This window comes from Streptomyces sp. NBC_01306, assembly GCF_026340465.1.
Taxonomy (GTDB): Bacteria; Actinomycetota; Actinomycetes; order Streptomycetales; family Streptomycetaceae; genus Streptomyces.
This window is the reverse complement of the sequence record NZ_JAPEPC010000001.1, coordinates 4,829,164-4,843,372: the sequence shown is the minus strand read 5'-3', so window position 1 is coordinate 4,843,372 and position 14,209 is coordinate 4,829,164. Positions and strand designations below refer to the sequence as shown.

Sequence of the window (14,209 nt, the reverse complement as noted above, 5' to 3'; positions counted from 1 at the left end):
AGGTTCAATGAATGAACCGACCGTGATAGCGTGAGTTCATTCACTGAACCTATGACATCACCTGGCGGGAATCATGGCTCAGCAAGCGGCACGGACAACACCGGCAGCACGGTCGGCACAGACAGCAGACGCAACACCGACAGCACGGCCGGCAGCGGCACCGGCGACGCAGACCGCACCGGCTGCCGGGAGAGCGGCAGGCTCGGGTGCGACGCTCGCCGTCACCAGCGCCGTCACCGCTGTGGCGCTGATGAACTACACGGCCCCCATGCTCACGATCCCCGGCCTGACCGCCTCCTTCTCCACCCCGGTCGGCGCCCAGGCCTGGCTGATCAACGGCACCCCGCTCGGTCTGGCCGCGCTGCTGCTGGTGGCGGGCAGCCTCGCCGACGACTACGGCAGGCGCAGGCTCTTCCTGATCGGCACGTTCGGACTGGCCCTCACGATCGCGCTGGGCGCCATGGCCCCGACCACGCTCACCTTCACGCTCGCCCGCGCCGCCCAGGGCGCGGCGACCGCGGCGGTCCTGGCGAGCAGTCTCGGCCTGCTGGTCCATGCCTTCCCCGCCGGTTCCGCCCGGATCCGGGCCACCGGTGTGTGGGGCGCGTTCGTCAGCGCCGGTATCGCGGTGGGCCCGCTGCTTGCGGGCCTGCTCGCTCCGTACGGCTGGCGGCTGACGTACGGCGTGCTCGCGGCGGCCACCCTGGCCGGCGCGATCGTCGCCGCCCGCACGCTCACCGAGTCGCGGGCCCCGCGCGGCGGCCGCCCCGATCTGGCCGGCGCCGCCGCACTCGGCCTCGCCTTCACTTCGCTGGTCAGCGCGCTGACGCTCGGCAGGGACGGCTGGCTGCGCGCCCCCGTCGGCCTGCTGCTGCTCGCGGCGGTCGTGCTCGCGGCGGTGTTCGTCGCCGTGGAGCGGCGCACCGCGACACCGCTGATCGATCTGCGGCTGCTGCGCCGCCCGGAGTTCCTGGCGTCGACGGCGGGGGCGCTGTTCACGGGGCTCGCGGTGATCGGGCTGTTCAGCTTTCTGCCCGCACTGCTCCAGCAGGCGCTCGGCATCTCCCCGCTGACCGGTGCCTGGCTCTTCGTGCTCTGGTCGGGCACAGGTTTCCTGGTCGCGCTCCAGGCCCGGCGTCTCGCGGACCGGGTGCAGGCCCGGCATCAGCTGGCCATCGGCTTCGCCCTGCACGCGGTGGGTGTGCTGACGATGCTCGGCGCGGTGGGTGCGGGCTCGCTGGTACGGCTGCTGCCGGGGCTGTTCATCGCCGGGGTGGGCAGCGGGCTGCTGAACGCCGCCCTGCCGCGCGTCGCCGTCGGGTCCGTCCCGCCCGAGCGTGCGGCGATGGGCTCGGGCGCCAACAACACGGCGCGCTACATCGGTTCGTCGATCGGGGTGGCGCTGGTCATCGCGGTGGCCCCGGCGGGCAGCAACGCCCCGCTGCTGGTCTCGGCAGGTCTGACGGCGCTGGGCGTGCTCAGCATGCTGCTGCTCCGCCCGCGCCACTGAGACACGCACCGCTGAGACGCGCACCGCTGAGACACGAGCCACTGAGACGCCTCGCCCCCGCGAAGCCGCATGGCCGCCTCAGGCGAGGACATCAGCTCCGCCCGCGCCGCCACCGTCATCGCCACCGCCACCGCCACCGCCACCGCCCGCGGCCCCGATCGGGTCGCGGGCGAGCAGTTCCCCGTCCGGCCGCGGGTCACGGTCCCGCGGCCCCGCGTACGTCACGGCCAGCGCGACCACGAGGTTGGCGCCGAGCGCGACGATCCCCGCGTTCACACCCCACACCGGATCGTGGTCGCTGAACACGAAGGCACAGACCACCCCCACCCCGACCACCAGTCCGCTGCCCGCGCCGAGCAACGTCAGCCGGCGCCACACCAGACCGAGCAGCAGCATCGGCAGGAGCTGCGCCATCCCCTCGTACGAGATGAGGGACAGGCGTACCAGCGTGTTGGGCGCGGCGTACGTCAGCACCAGCGCCAGCGTGCCCGCGACGACCACCACGCACTGCGACGCGCCCTTCTGCCGCTCCTGCCAGCGCGGTACGAGCGAGAGCACGCTGCGTCCCCACATCGTGCCGATCACCAGCATGAAGATGGCCATCGGCACGATCGAGGAGAGCGCCGCCGCGACCCCGATGACGCCGACGGCCCAGGCGGGCAGCGAGTCCACCACCAGCTTGAAGAGCGCCAGATTGGAGTCGGCGCCGGTCAGGTGCGGCACCACGAACAGGGCGGCCAGGCCGAGGAACATCGGGACGAAGAGCAGGATGTTGTACGCGGGCAGCCAGACCGCGTTCTTGCGCAGTACGTCGGCGCTGCGCGCCCCGAGGTATCCGGCGACGGTGGTCGGGAAGATCACCACGGTCAGCGAGTTGAGCAGCGAGGTCGTCACGTACCAGGCCTGCCCGAGACCGCTGCCGCCCGGCCCGGAGCCGCCGTGGCCGGGGAAGGTCAGCCAGTCGCTCTTCTCGGTGACGACACGGTGCAGGAAGTCGCCGTACCCGTCGAAGTAGTGCAACGGCACATAGAGCGCGAGGAAGGCGAGGGTGCCGATGACGAGCGCGTCCTTGAGGACGGAGACCCAGGCGCTCCCCCGGAGCCCGCTGATCACGACGAAGCCGGTGGTGACGGCGAAGGCCACGAAATAGGCCCAGTTGAGGCTGATGGCCCCGTACGAGATGGTCGAGACGACGACACCCATGCCGGTGATCTGGAGCTGGATGTACGGCAGCAGGAAGACGGTCGCGAGGACGGCGACGGCCGCGCCGAGCCAGGGCCTGCCGTAGCGGTGCGCGATCATGTCGGTGATCGAGACGAGACCGTGCCGTCCGGCGTACGCCCAGAGCGTCGGCCCGACGACGTAGCCGAGGGCGTATCCGCAGGACATGTACGCGACCACGTAGAGGACCGGGGCCCCGAAGTTGTAGCCCCAGCCGGCCGCGCCGAGATAGCTGAAGCTGGTGTAACCCTCGCCGGCCATCAGGACCCAGATGAAGACCGGGCCGAGGCTGCGCCCGCCGACGGACCACTCGGCGAGCCCGCCGGTCCGGCCGCCGCGGACGGCGACCAGTCCGAGGACGACGGTCGCGACCATGAACACCGCGAAGATCGACGTGGCGATGGCCGCGTTCACCGACGACCACCCCGCTGATCCGCGCCCCGGCCCGCGCTCCCGCCCGCGCCCCGGCCCGCACGCCGGTCCGCGCGGTGGGTGAGCCAGACGGCGAGCGGCGTGAGGAGCGTCGCCGCGATCATCCAGAGGAAGAGAAAGGGCAGTCCGAGCAGAACGGGCCGCACGCGATTGACCAACGGCACCGCCCCCAGGAACAGCACAAAGGGCACAAGCAGCCACAACAACTGAGGACGACGTCTGAGCACGTAAATGACCTTAGCCCCACCGGCAATTGGGGGGCGGTGTCCCGGCTCCGGTGCGCTCAGCGAGGCCGCATGGACCGCAGGGTGGCCCAGATGGCGAGCCGGTAGCGTGAGGTGTACTCGGGGGTGCAGGTGGTCAGGGTCAGGTAGTAGCCGGGCGTGCTGTAGCCGTACTGCGGCCTGACGGTGCTGCGCGGCACGGCGGCGATCACCCCGCTGTCGCGCGCGGAGGTCTGCGGGATCCCCTTGTCGACGACGTACGTGTACACGGCGCTGCCGGTCTCGATGGTGACGGTGTCGCCGTGCCGCAGCCGGTTGATGTAACGGAACGGTTCGCCATGGGTGTTGCGGTGTCCGGCGAGCGCGAAGTTCCCCGCCTGGCCGGGCCCGGCGGTCTGCACGTAATGCCCTACATATCCCTTGTTGAGAATGTTCTGCTTGCTGACCCCCTGGGCGATCGGCGCGGTGATCCCGATGCGCGGGATCCGGATCACCGCGTACGCCTTGTCGTAGACGGGCGCACGGGCCGCGCGTTGGCCGCCTCCCGACGTGGGCCGCGACCGGCCACCGGAACCCGCCGCGGGACTGCCGTCCGGACGGGGCGACGGAGTGGCAGGAGTCACATCCCCGTCGCCCGCACCACTTCCGCGCCCCGAGCCGCTGTCCCACTGCCGCTCCAGCGCCTGCACCTGACGGGTGGCGCCCTGCCGGGCCTCGCGGTTGGTCCACCACAGCTGCTGCACGACGAACAGCAGCACGATCAACCCCAGTGTCACGGTCACTTCGGCGCCGGTCCACAGCCCGCGCGCGAGGACGGTACGGCGCCGTGAGGCCGCCCGCCGCACCACTACCGGAATCGCGTCCCGCATCGGCTGCTGCACGGGCGGCACCATAAGCGCTGGATCCAGAAGTCTCCAGAGTCCCGTACGGCAGTACGGTGTGCAGCATGCGCCCCGACACTCCCGCTGATCACCACGCCGAAGCCGAGCGGCTGCTGCGCACCGCAGAGCAGTACCCGGAGGACCAGGAGCCGCTGCTGCTCCAGGCCGCGGCCCACCTGGAACTGGCCGGCGACCGCGCCCGCGCCACGACGCTCTACGACCGGCTGCTGACAGGCCCGGCCGAGAACCTCGCCCTGATCAAGGCTCTACAGGCGGCCAACCTGTGGGAGTACGGGCACGAGGCGGAAGCCCGCGCCATGATCGACGGCATCCGCGCCTCCACGCCGCAGGACCCGGCTCCGTGGGCGATCGTCGCGGAGACCCTGGAGGCCCACGACGAACCGGACGCCGCCCACGCCACCTTCACCAAGGCCCTGACCCTGCTGGTCGACCCGGCGGAAGAGGTCCCGTACGCGGCCCAGGCCCTTCTCACGGGCCGGCACCGCGTGAGCAGGGCACTGGGCAACGAGCACGACGCCTGGGACGCCCTGGCGGACTCCCTGCACACCGGCGACATCAGCCTGGACGAACTCCACGACCCGAACCGCCTGTGGGCCCTCGGCTCGAACGACCCGGCGGTCCTGCGCGCGGAAATCGCCCGCCTCCAGTCGGAGTTGGGCACCTACCGGGCGGCGCTGTCCCGCCCGTTCCCGGTGGCGGTCCTGCACTGGCAGGCCCAGGAACTCGCCGAACTCCTGGCGGCGTACCCGGCCCTGGAGTCGGAGTACCCCTCCCACGCGACGCACCTGATCGAAATCGAAGCGGCACTGCGGGAACTGTCCGCGGCGGGCACGACCAACCTGGGCATCGTGACGGGAAGCATCCCGTCGTACGAGGCTTTCGCAGCCTCGGAGTCGGCGTCCCCGTCGGAGACGGAACTGCTCCCCCTGTACGCCACCACACTGGCAGCCCGCGGCCGGGCCGTACCGTGGCCGCCGGCCCGCAACGCGGGGTGCTGGTGCGGGTCGGGGAGCGCCTACCGGGAGTGCCACGGGGCATAGGGCGCCGCTGGACGTTCCTCATAGCGCTACGGGTGGGTCGGCGCGGCGGGCCGCGACCTCAGGGGCTGTCCTCCGACCGGATCCGCCGGACAGCCCCTGAGGTCACGGCCCTCATGATCCAGCCCTCGTAATCCAGCGCTGATAAGCCAGCTAAAAATCCTGCGCGGAGTCAGTGACCTGCCCGTTCTCGGAGGAGGAACGGACACGCTGGATGTGCAGGTGCCGAAAGAGGCGGATGACCGGGCGGATCAGCAGTTCGATGCTGCCGATGAGGAAACACCACGTCCCCGTCACGGTCCAGTCGTCGGAGAAGAACATCACGCTGCCGACGATGAACCACACGGCGACAAGGATGTCGTTGAGGATGCTGGCAACCTCGTAACGCCGCCGGATGGCCACTTCCTCGTGCCCGATGTGCAGCGTCAGCGTGCCGGGGGTCGTGCCTGTACTCATACAGCCACGCTACGCGGAGCGCCCCCGCCTCCGCGGGCCTCCCCCGGGCGAGCGACAGGTTCGCCGCCGGGCGGGGTGGTGCGAGCGACGCCGGGGCCGGCGCCGCTCACCACCGCAGGACGGGCGCCCGCTACTCCGTCAGCCCAGTTCCTCTTCTTCAACCCGGGCCTCGGCACGGGCCTCCTCGATATGACGCTCCACCCGTGCCGCCGGAAGCCTGAACCTCAGCGCCAGCAGATAGACGACCGCGGCGAGAACGAGGTTGGCCAGGAAGCCCCAGCCGAGCCCGATGTACCCCTGGCCCCCGTCGTAATCGCCCATCCAGCTGACGATGGCCAGGCCCACCAGCCACGGCGCCAGCCACGGCAGACCCGCCCGCCAGTCCAGCTTCGGGGCTCGGCCCTTGTCGGTGACCTCGAAGATGGCCAGGAGAACGAAGCCGATGCCGATGGTCGCGAACAGCTTCCAGTTGGTGTTCCAGCCTGCCCAGTAGACGATCAGGTTCGCCGAGTACAGCCCGAGGAACGGAATCACATCACCGCCGGGCACCCGGAACGGCCGGTCCCAGTCCGGAATCTGGCGCCGCATCGCAGCCAGCACGAGCGGACCGGAACCGAAGGACAGCACCGTCGCAGAAGTAATGAATCCGACCAGCTGCTGCCAGCTCGGGAAGGGCAGGAAGACGATCAGCCCCAGCACGAACGTGACGATCAGACTGATCATCGGCGCTCCCCGCGAGGTCGTCTTCGTCAGCGCCTCCGGCGCGTTCCCGTTCCGTCCCATGGCATACGAGATACGAGCCGTGACCGTCGTGTAGACCAGTCCGGTGTCCGCGGGAGAGAGCACCGCGTCGACGTACAGGATGTACGCCAGCCAGCCAAGCCCAATGGCACTGGAGATCGCCGCCAGCGGGCCGAAGTCGTTGGCGAACGTCAGGCTGAGCCAGCCGCCGGAGGACTTCAGATCGTGCCCCGGGACGGAGGCGATGAAGGCGATCTCCAGCAGGATGTAGATCACTCCGGTGACCAGCACCGAACCGATGACCGCGAACGGGACGTTGCGCTTGGGGTTGTCCGTCTCACCCGCCAGCTCGACGCCTTGGCGGAAGCCGAGGAAGGAGAAGGTGATGCCGGCGGTCGAGATGGCCGTGAAAATGCCCTTCATCCCGCCCGGTGCGAACCCGCCGTACTCCGCAGCGGTGAAGTTCCGGCCGTGGAACGCTGTGACGGCGAAGGCGACGACCACCAGGATGATGACTGCCAGCTTCCACCACACCAGCGCGTTGTTGACCCGCGCGAACCAGCGGATACCGAAGTAGTTCAACGCCACGAAGAACGCCATCGCGATGACCGCGACCACATAACCGAGTGACGTCAGAGTGTGCGCCCCACTATCCGGATGGAACTGGGTGAAATCTGCCCATTTAGTGGCGTATTGAAGGGCGCCTTCCACCTCAATGGGAGCTACCGTCGCCGCGGCGATCCAGTTGATCCATCCCGTGGTGTAACTGGCGAACGACCCGAAGGAGATATGCGGAAAACGCACCACTCCACCGGATACCGGAAACATGGTCCCCAGCTCGGCGAAACACAGCCCGATGAGCAGGATCATCACGGCGGCGATCGCCCACGAGAAGATCGAGGCCGGCCCAGCCAGCTTGGCCGCATTGAGCGCACCGAAGAGCCAGCCCGAGCCGATGATCGACCCCACGCCGGCGAACAACAGACTGATCCGGCCCATGTCTCGCCGTAGCCTTGGTTTCTCCGAGGACCCAGTCGGAGAGTTGGATATATCGGCCATACGACATCCCCTTGTCCCTGCGCCCCGGCTCAGCCAGGCCGTCGGTCCAAGACTTCTTCCGCACAAGCCACTTGGCCGGGCCGGGGACTGCCCTCCGGGGGGCAACGCGACGGGAGGCCCTACATCAGCTCCGCACGCCACTCACCGAGAGAGATCGGTGTTCCTGTGCCGCGCGCCTACCCAGAAAGCGGCGCGCAAGCCCGGCCGATCGCGCACGCAACCATGCTGTGACCTGCGACCACCGCCTCCTGGTCAGTCCGCACAAGTCACGATGATCAACATGGCCGTACTGTCCCCGCGCCGACCCTGACAACCAGCAAGATCACGGTCCGAGGCCGGAGCGAGGGACTACCCGACTCGCCGACGGGCGGGTCCGGTTGGGCTGGTGCATCGGGGCCGCCATGGGGCACAGGCCCCACGACGACGAGCTGCGCACCGCCCGAGTCCAACGGCCCGCACACAGCCGTTCAGGCGCCGAGAGCAATATCGGTGACCGCATGACTGTCACGTTGCCTTTGCAGTATCTTCACGAACAGTAGAAGTGATTCGACTGCCGCCCGTCCCCCACGCAGGCACAGTCCGCTGCGCGTGCGAGGTAATACATGCCCTACGAGCCCGGTGCCGGCTGGCAGTACGACGTACCGACCAGCGGCAGTACTCATCTGCCCCCGGACGCCGACTACGGCAAGGCACTCACGAACCAGGGTTATGGCTTCGAGGCCGCTGTCGCGGATCTGATCGACAACTCCATCGACGCGGCTGCCGGCGAGATCGTCGTGCACTTCCTGCGGGACACGGACCGCATCCTCACGCTTCTCATTGTCGATAACGGCAAAGGAATGGACGACGCAGGGCTGGACGCCGCGATGACGGTGGGGCGGCTGCGCTCCTACGGCGAGAACGCGTTGGGCATGTACGGCACCGGGCTGAAGTCCGCGTCCCTTTCACTTGCCGACGAACTCACTGTCGTCAGCCGCACGAAACGCAGCCGCGCCGCGGGGCGCCGCCTCACCGCCGAGGGGATCAAGGACGGCTTCCGTTGCGACACGGTGGACCCCCGCTACGCACAGGACCTCATCGACCGCTACGACGGCGTCATCGAGTGGCACGGCACAGTTGTGCGTTGGGACCAGGTGCGCGCCTTCGAGACGGTCGCGCGTGGGCAGAGCGAGCAGTACCTGTCCAAGGCGATATCCCGACTGGAAACCCACCTGGGTCTGTACCTTCACCGTTTCCTCGCCCGCGGCCTGAAGCTGGACATCGCGGTGTGGGACGTCGGAACGGGCACGGATGAACTCGGCGAGGAGGTCGACCACATCTCGGTCGACCCCCTGGACCCCTTCGGCTACGTGATACCGGGCAGGGCCGGTTACCCGCGCGTGCTCACCGCGCCGGTGGAAGGCGTCGGCGATGTCCGGCTGACGGCCCACATCTGGCCGGCGAAGTCCAAGCACGCGGGCTTCCGCCAGATCGGTGCGCTCCACGAGCGGCAGGGGTTCTACTTCTACCGCAACGACCGTCTCGTTCAGGCAGGGGGCTGGAACGATCTGAGGGGCCCGGAAGGTCACCTCGGCCTGGCCCGGGTGGCCGTGGACCTGCCTGCCGAACCGAACAGTGTGTTCAGCCTGGATGTGAAGAAGGAGGACGTCACCGTCACGCCGGCGTTCACCCTGGGGATGGACAAGGCCACGGACACGTCCGGACATTCCTTCCACGCCTACCTCGCCGACGCGGAAGCCGCGTACAGGGACGGCGGCAAACGGTCCGAGATCGTGCGGAAGGCAGTGACGGCTCCCGGCAAGGGCCTGGACCCGAAGGTCAAGCGTGCCGTGAAGGAGGAGCTACCGGAGAAGCCCGGGGAGACTCCCATCGCTTTCGTCTGGGGCCCGTTGCCCGACGACTGCTTCTTCCGACTCGACCGCGAGAACAACGTCGTCGTCCTCAACGGTGAGTTCCGGGACGACTTCAACGACGGGCGGCGCGGCGGCGCCAATGACGCGCCGGTGACCAAGACACTCCTTTATCTACTCGTCGAGGACTGCTTCGGGCTGGGCCGCTGGGAGAAGGCCCGCGCGGACCGCTTGGACTACTGGAACGCGATTCTGCTCGCGTCAGTGCGAGCACAGCGCGAGCGCCGTCTCCGTAGCCGGCCCTGACTCAGCACACCGCCGGCCGTCAACTTCCGAGGATTTCCCCCATGAGCGACGTACTTCTCAAGATTCACGCCTCCGCACTGGCCGGTATGCAGGACAGCCCACGCCACCTGGCGAAGTGGGCGGCGCTCGCCGCCGACGAGGACCACCCCGACGCCGACCTCACCGAGGAGACGTTCCGGGCGTGCGTCGCCGGCGGGGACGGACTCCTGATCGCGCTGTGGAGCCGAGCCCTGACAGCCTGGGACTTCGCCGACACCCCGCGGTGGGCGTCGGACACGCCGCCCCGTACCGACGCGCGGCGTACAGCGGCGTACGAACGACTTCGCATCGGCCCGGACCTGCGCAAGGTGCTTGACGCGGCGATCCCGGTGAACACGGTGCAGGGCGCGACTGTCATCGCACGCGAGTTCACCCCCTGGTACACCTCCGACCGGGTGGCGGCGCACTCCTTCTACTGGACGGCCTACGAGCGCACCCTTCGCGCGAAGGGCTGGTCGGACGCGGCGATCGCAAGCCTCGACGAGGCGAGCCGCGCGGTCGTCGAGCGCCTCACGGACCCCGAGCAGTCGGCTGTACGCCAGGCCAAGGGCCTCGTCGTCGGCTACGTGCAGTCCGGTAAGACGGCCAACTTCACCGGTGTGGCGGCAAAAGCGATCGACGCGGGCTACCGGTTGGTCATCGTCCTCGGCGGCACCCTCAACCTGCTCCGCGCGCAGACACAACGCCGCATGGACATGGAACTGATCGGTCAGGAGAACATCCTGCGTGGCGCGAACCCTGCGGACGCGGACACGCTGATCGGTGTGGACTACGTCGGAGACGACCCCGACTGGTCGACGTTCGTGCGTCACGGGGGCCGCCCGTCGATGCTGGGGCACTTCGACATCGAACGGCTGACGACCCGGGACAAGGACTACAACAGTCTGGCTCAGGGCATCCGCGCCCTGGAGGTCGAGAAGCGCGAACACACCCTCCCCCTGCACGACCCACGCAATCTGCATCATGCCGACGCGCGCGTGATGGTGGTCAAGAAGAACAAGTCTGTTCTCACCAAGCTCGTCAAGGATTTGAAGCAGATCCACGGGCTCCTCGGTGAACTCCCGGTCCTGATCATCGATGACGAGTCCGATCAGGCCTCGGTGAACACCTCCAATCCGAAGCGCTGGGAAAAGGGCCGAGCCGAGCGGACCGCGATCAACTCGCTGATCTCCCAACTCCTCGAACTCCTCCCCCGGGCCCAGTACGTGGGCTACACCGCGACGCCCTTCGCGAACGTCTTCATCGACCCGAGCGATGTCGAGGACATCTTCCCCACGGATTTCCTCATATCGCTGCCACGGCCGGCCGGATACATGGGAGTCCAGGACTTCCACGACCTGGACAAGCCGGTCAGCGACGGCGAACGCACGTGCGCCGACTCGCAGGAGTTGGCACATGTACGAGGCATCCACGACGCGTCGAACGACCGCCTGCAGGAGGCCATGGACGCCTTCGTCCTCTCGGGCGCCATGAAGCTCTTCCGGGCGGCCGACGGAACTCCCGAAGCGCCCTTCCGCCACCACACCATGCTGGTACACGAGTCGGTCAAGAAGGACGATCACGCCGAACTGGCACTCCGTATCAACTCCATGTGGCACGAGGCCGGTTATGCCTCCATGGCGGGCCACGACCGCCTGGCAGCACTTTTCGCCGACGACTTCTCCCGGGTGAGCGAGGCGCATGCAGGTGGCCTGCCCACTCCCTCGTCGTACGACGAGCTGCGCCCGTACGTCAGCCGCGCCCGCCAGCTCATAGGGCAGGGCGGCAGGCCGGTGATCGTCGTCAACGGTGATTCGGACCGCTACTTCGAACAACTCGGTCTGGACTTCGATCGCACCCCGCACGTCTGGAAGATCCTTGTGGGTGGCACCAAGCTCTCCCGTGGCTTCACGGTCGAGGGCCTGACGGTCACCTACTACCGCCGCACCACACAGCAGGCGGACACTCTGATGCAGATGGGTCGATGGTTCGGCTTCCGCCCGGGATACCGCGACCTGGTACGCCTGTACATCGGGCGAAACGAGCCGTTGGGCAAGTCCGGAACGGTCGATCTGTACGAGGCCTTCGAGGCGATCTGCCGCGACGAGGAGGATTTCCGAGGGCAGCTGGCACGGTACGCCGAACTGATCGACGGAAAGCCCCAGTTGACGCCCGCGCAGATTCCACCGCTGGTGTCGCAGCACCTCCCCTGGCTCAGGCCCGCAGCACGGAACAAGATGTTCAATGCGGAGCTGGTGGAGATCCGGTCGCCGGGCGAGTGGGTGGAGCCGACCGCGTATCCGACCGACCCGACGGACCTCGTTCACAATGCGGAGGCCTGGCGCCCCGTTCTGGAAGGTCTGGACCCCACGCCCAGGCACGTCTCCCCCACTCACGGCCGGAACGGCGGTTACGAAGCTGTTCTCGGCACCCTGGGCCACGATGCCCTGGTCGGGATTCTGAGTGATCTGCGCTGGTCCATCCCCACGCATTTCTCGCCGCACCTGGCGTCACTCGTCTCGGCCGGCAGAGCCGACCGTATCGAGGATTGGCTGGTGATCGTCCCACAGCAGACGTCGCTCCGCCGTACCGAAGCGAGGATCTTCGGTTCCCGCCCTCTCTCCTTGGCGCATCGAACACGGCGCCGCGGCGATCTCTTCGGCGCGGTCAGCGAACCGAAGCACCGTGGCGTCGCCCTGGCCGTGGCAGGTGCGCCGAACAGTACGGAAGACCCGTCGGCAGAGTTGCCGACCCGGGGGCGACGAGGCGCCCTGGTGCTGTATCCCGTGATCGAGGACGAGCCTCGGCTGCTCGCCGACGGAACACTCGACCCCCGGCATCTGGTGATGGCGTTCTCCTTGGTCGCACCGTTGCCGAAGGACGGTGAGCGGGAACGCCGCGTGCGCTTCCGCGCCATCGACTCGGGGAAGCGTGATCGCGTGATCATTGATCGCGAAGACGGCGTCGAGTAGGAAACTTGTCAGTGATGAGTACCGCCAAGCCCTCCTCCCCCGACGTCTCCGCCCGCATGAGTCGCCAAGCCAGTCGGGACACCGCTCCCGAGCTGGCGGTGCGCAAGTTGCTGCATGCCTCTGGGCGCCGCTACCGACTCAACGTGCGCGTTCCGGACATGCCGCGTCGAACGATCGATATCGCCTTCACCCGCGCGAAAGTGGCTGTCTTCCTGGACGGCTGCTTCTGGCACGGCTGCCCTGAACACGCAACGCAGCCGAAGGCGAACGCGGAGTGGTGGCGGCAGAAGCTGCAGCGAAACATGGATCGGGACACCGAGACCACCGAACACATGGCAAGAGCGGGATGGACCGTTCTGCGTTTCTGGGAACACGAGTCACCGGCCAGGATCGCCGAGCAGGTGGCCGCGGTCGTCGATCAGAAGCGCTCCGGGCGCCGAACACGACAAGAAGGTGGGGACCTGTGAGGGAGAAAGCGCTGCGGTTCGTGGATGTGTGTGCCGGGGCCGGTGGCTTGGCGCTGGGGCTGGAACAGGCCGGGTTCGAACCGGTGCTGCTGCTGGACCGGAAGCCCGTGGCCTGCGAGACGCTGCATCTCAACCGCCCGGGGTGGAAGGTCCTGGAAATGGACCTCCTGGATTTCGTCCCGGACGAACATCCGGAAACCTACGACGTCGACCTGTTGTCGGCGGGGCTCCCACGGGTGAAATCCAGCGCAACCGCAGCACGGGCCGACACCGAGGGGGAGCTGCGTCTTCTGGAGGCCGCGGTTCTCCTCGTCCACTCCGTCCAGCCACGCGCACTCCTCATCGAGAACGTGCCCGGACTGGTCGATGCTCCGAACTTCGAGTCCACCCGCGAGTTCATCCGCGAGGAACTGGAGCACCTGGGATATCGGTTCGGCTGGTTCGTTCTGAACGCGGCAGACTTCGGCGTACCGCAGGACCGCAAGCAGGGTGTGCTGGTGGCGATGAAGGAGCGGTACTTCGACGCTTTTCGGCCGCCGGCCCCAACTGTCGGAACCCACCTCTCGGTCGGCCGTGCGCTGCGTCGTTCCATGGCGTCCCGCGGCTGGCCGGGCGCCGACAGCTGGGCAGCTCGGGCCGTGAGCGTGGCACCCACACTGGTGGGTGGCTCCGAATATCGGGGTGGAGCCGATCTCGGGCCGACGGGGAGCAAGAAGGCCTGGGCTCGTATGGGAGTCAACGGGGGCGCCCTGGCGGACGACGTTCCGGGTCCCGACGACGATCCGTCGGAGCCGATCAAACTCACCGACTCACAGGCCGCGCTGCTGCAGGCATTCCCGGAAAGCTGGCGATTCGCCGGCCGGAAGACCGCGCGCTACCGGCAGATCGGGCACGCCTCGCCACCGCCGGTCGGCAAGGCGCTCGGAGACGCCATCGTGGCAGCGCTGGGCGCCTGATCCGTCATGGCCCGCGAGGACCGCATGCCGGGACCGGAGACCTCCTACGCCGGCTACA

Annotated in this window: 12 protein-coding genes; 6 read left to right on the top strand and 6 right to left on the bottom strand. The window is 68.3% G+C overall.

Annotated features, from left to right (window positions below; translation table 11 throughout):
- Positions 1–73: 73 nt before the first annotated feature.
- Positions 74–1,510, top strand: coding sequence for an MFS transporter (locus OG385_RS21365; RefSeq protein ID WP_266856673.1), 1,437 nt, complete (start codon positions 74–76; stop codon positions 1,508–1,510).
- On the opposite strand, the gene OG385_RS37480 is transcribed toward OG385_RS21365, so the two are convergent.
- Genes OG385_RS37480 through OG385_RS21350 form a run of 4 tightly spaced genes read right to left on the bottom strand, consistent with a single transcriptional unit; the run spans position 1,479 to position 4,256 of the window.
- Complete coding sequence (locus OG385_RS37480) at positions 1,479–1,592, bottom strand: pentapeptide repeat-containing protein (protein ID WP_353963181.1); 114 nt, start codon at positions 1,590–1,592, stop codon at positions 1,479–1,481. The two genes, OG385_RS21365 and OG385_RS37480, sit on opposite strands and share 32 nt — an antisense overlap.
- The gene (locus OG385_RS21360) at positions 1,589–3,145 is read right to left on the bottom strand and encodes a sodium:solute symporter (RefSeq protein ID WP_266856672.1); all 1,557 of its coding nucleotides are present in this window, start codon (positions 3,143–3,145) and stop codon (positions 1,589–1,591) included. The genes OG385_RS37480 and OG385_RS21360 overlap by 4 nt, the downstream gene beginning before the upstream one ends.
- Positions 3,142–3,390 (bottom strand): DUF3311 domain-containing protein, encoded by a 249-nt coding sequence (locus OG385_RS21355; protein ID WP_266856671.1) that lies wholly within the window; start codon positions 3,388–3,390, stop codon positions 3,142–3,144. The genes OG385_RS21360 and OG385_RS21355 overlap by 4 nt, the downstream gene beginning before the upstream one ends.
- A gap of 56 nt (positions 3,391–3,446) precedes the next feature.
- Entirely contained in the window at positions 3,447–4,256 is an 810-nt protein-coding gene (locus OG385_RS21350; RefSeq protein ID WP_266861042.1) for a class E sortase, read from the bottom strand.
- 77 nt (positions 4,257–4,333) lie between these two features.
- On the opposite strand from OG385_RS21350, the gene OG385_RS21345 reads away from it, so the two are divergent.
- The gene (locus tag OG385_RS21345; RefSeq protein WP_266856669.1) at positions 4,334–5,329 is read left to right on the top strand and encodes an SEC-C domain-containing protein; all 996 of its coding nucleotides are present in this window, start codon (positions 4,334–4,336) and stop codon (positions 5,327–5,329) included.
- 150 nt (positions 5,330–5,479) lie between these two features.
- On the opposite strand, the gene OG385_RS21340 is transcribed toward OG385_RS21345, so the two are convergent.
- Both OG385_RS21340 and OG385_RS21335 read right to left on the bottom strand, forming a co-directional pair.
- Positions 5,480–5,782, bottom strand: a complete 303-nt coding sequence (locus tag OG385_RS21340; protein WP_266856667.1) for a YrhK family protein — start codon at positions 5,780–5,782, stop codon at positions 5,480–5,482.
- A gap of 138 nt (positions 5,783–5,920) precedes the next feature.
- On the bottom strand, positions 5,921–7,522 hold the full coding sequence (locus tag OG385_RS21335) for an APC family permease (protein WP_266856665.1): 1,602 nt from the start codon (positions 7,520–7,522) through the stop codon (positions 5,921–5,923).
- Positions 7,523–8,184: 662 nt separating this feature from the next.
- Between OG385_RS21335 and OG385_RS21330 the strand changes: the two genes are divergently transcribed.
- The 4 genes from OG385_RS21330 to OG385_RS21315 are packed head-to-tail and all read left to right on the top strand — an operon-like array spanning position 8,185 to position 14,151.
- On the top strand, positions 8,185–9,738 hold the full coding sequence (locus OG385_RS21330; RefSeq protein WP_266856663.1) for an ATP-binding protein: 1,554 nt from the start codon (positions 8,185–8,187) through the stop codon (positions 9,736–9,738).
- 41 nt (positions 9,739–9,779) lie between these two features.
- Positions 9,780–12,728 (top strand): Z1 domain-containing protein, encoded by a 2,949-nt coding sequence (locus OG385_RS21325; RefSeq protein WP_266856662.1) that lies wholly within the window; start codon positions 9,780–9,782, stop codon positions 12,726–12,728.
- Positions 12,729–12,742: 14 nt separating this feature from the next.
- Complete coding sequence (locus tag OG385_RS21320; RefSeq protein WP_266856660.1) at positions 12,743–13,195, top strand: very short patch repair endonuclease; 453 nt, start codon at positions 12,743–12,745, stop codon at positions 13,193–13,195.
- A 20-nt stretch (positions 13,196–13,215) separates the two neighbouring features.
- Positions 13,216–14,151 carry a DNA cytosine methyltransferase gene (locus OG385_RS21315; protein WP_266861040.1) on the top strand — a complete coding sequence of 312 codons (936 nt, stop codon included), beginning with the start codon at positions 13,216–13,218 and terminating at the stop codon, positions 14,149–14,151.
- The last annotated feature ends 58 nt before the right edge of the window (positions 14,152–14,209 follow it).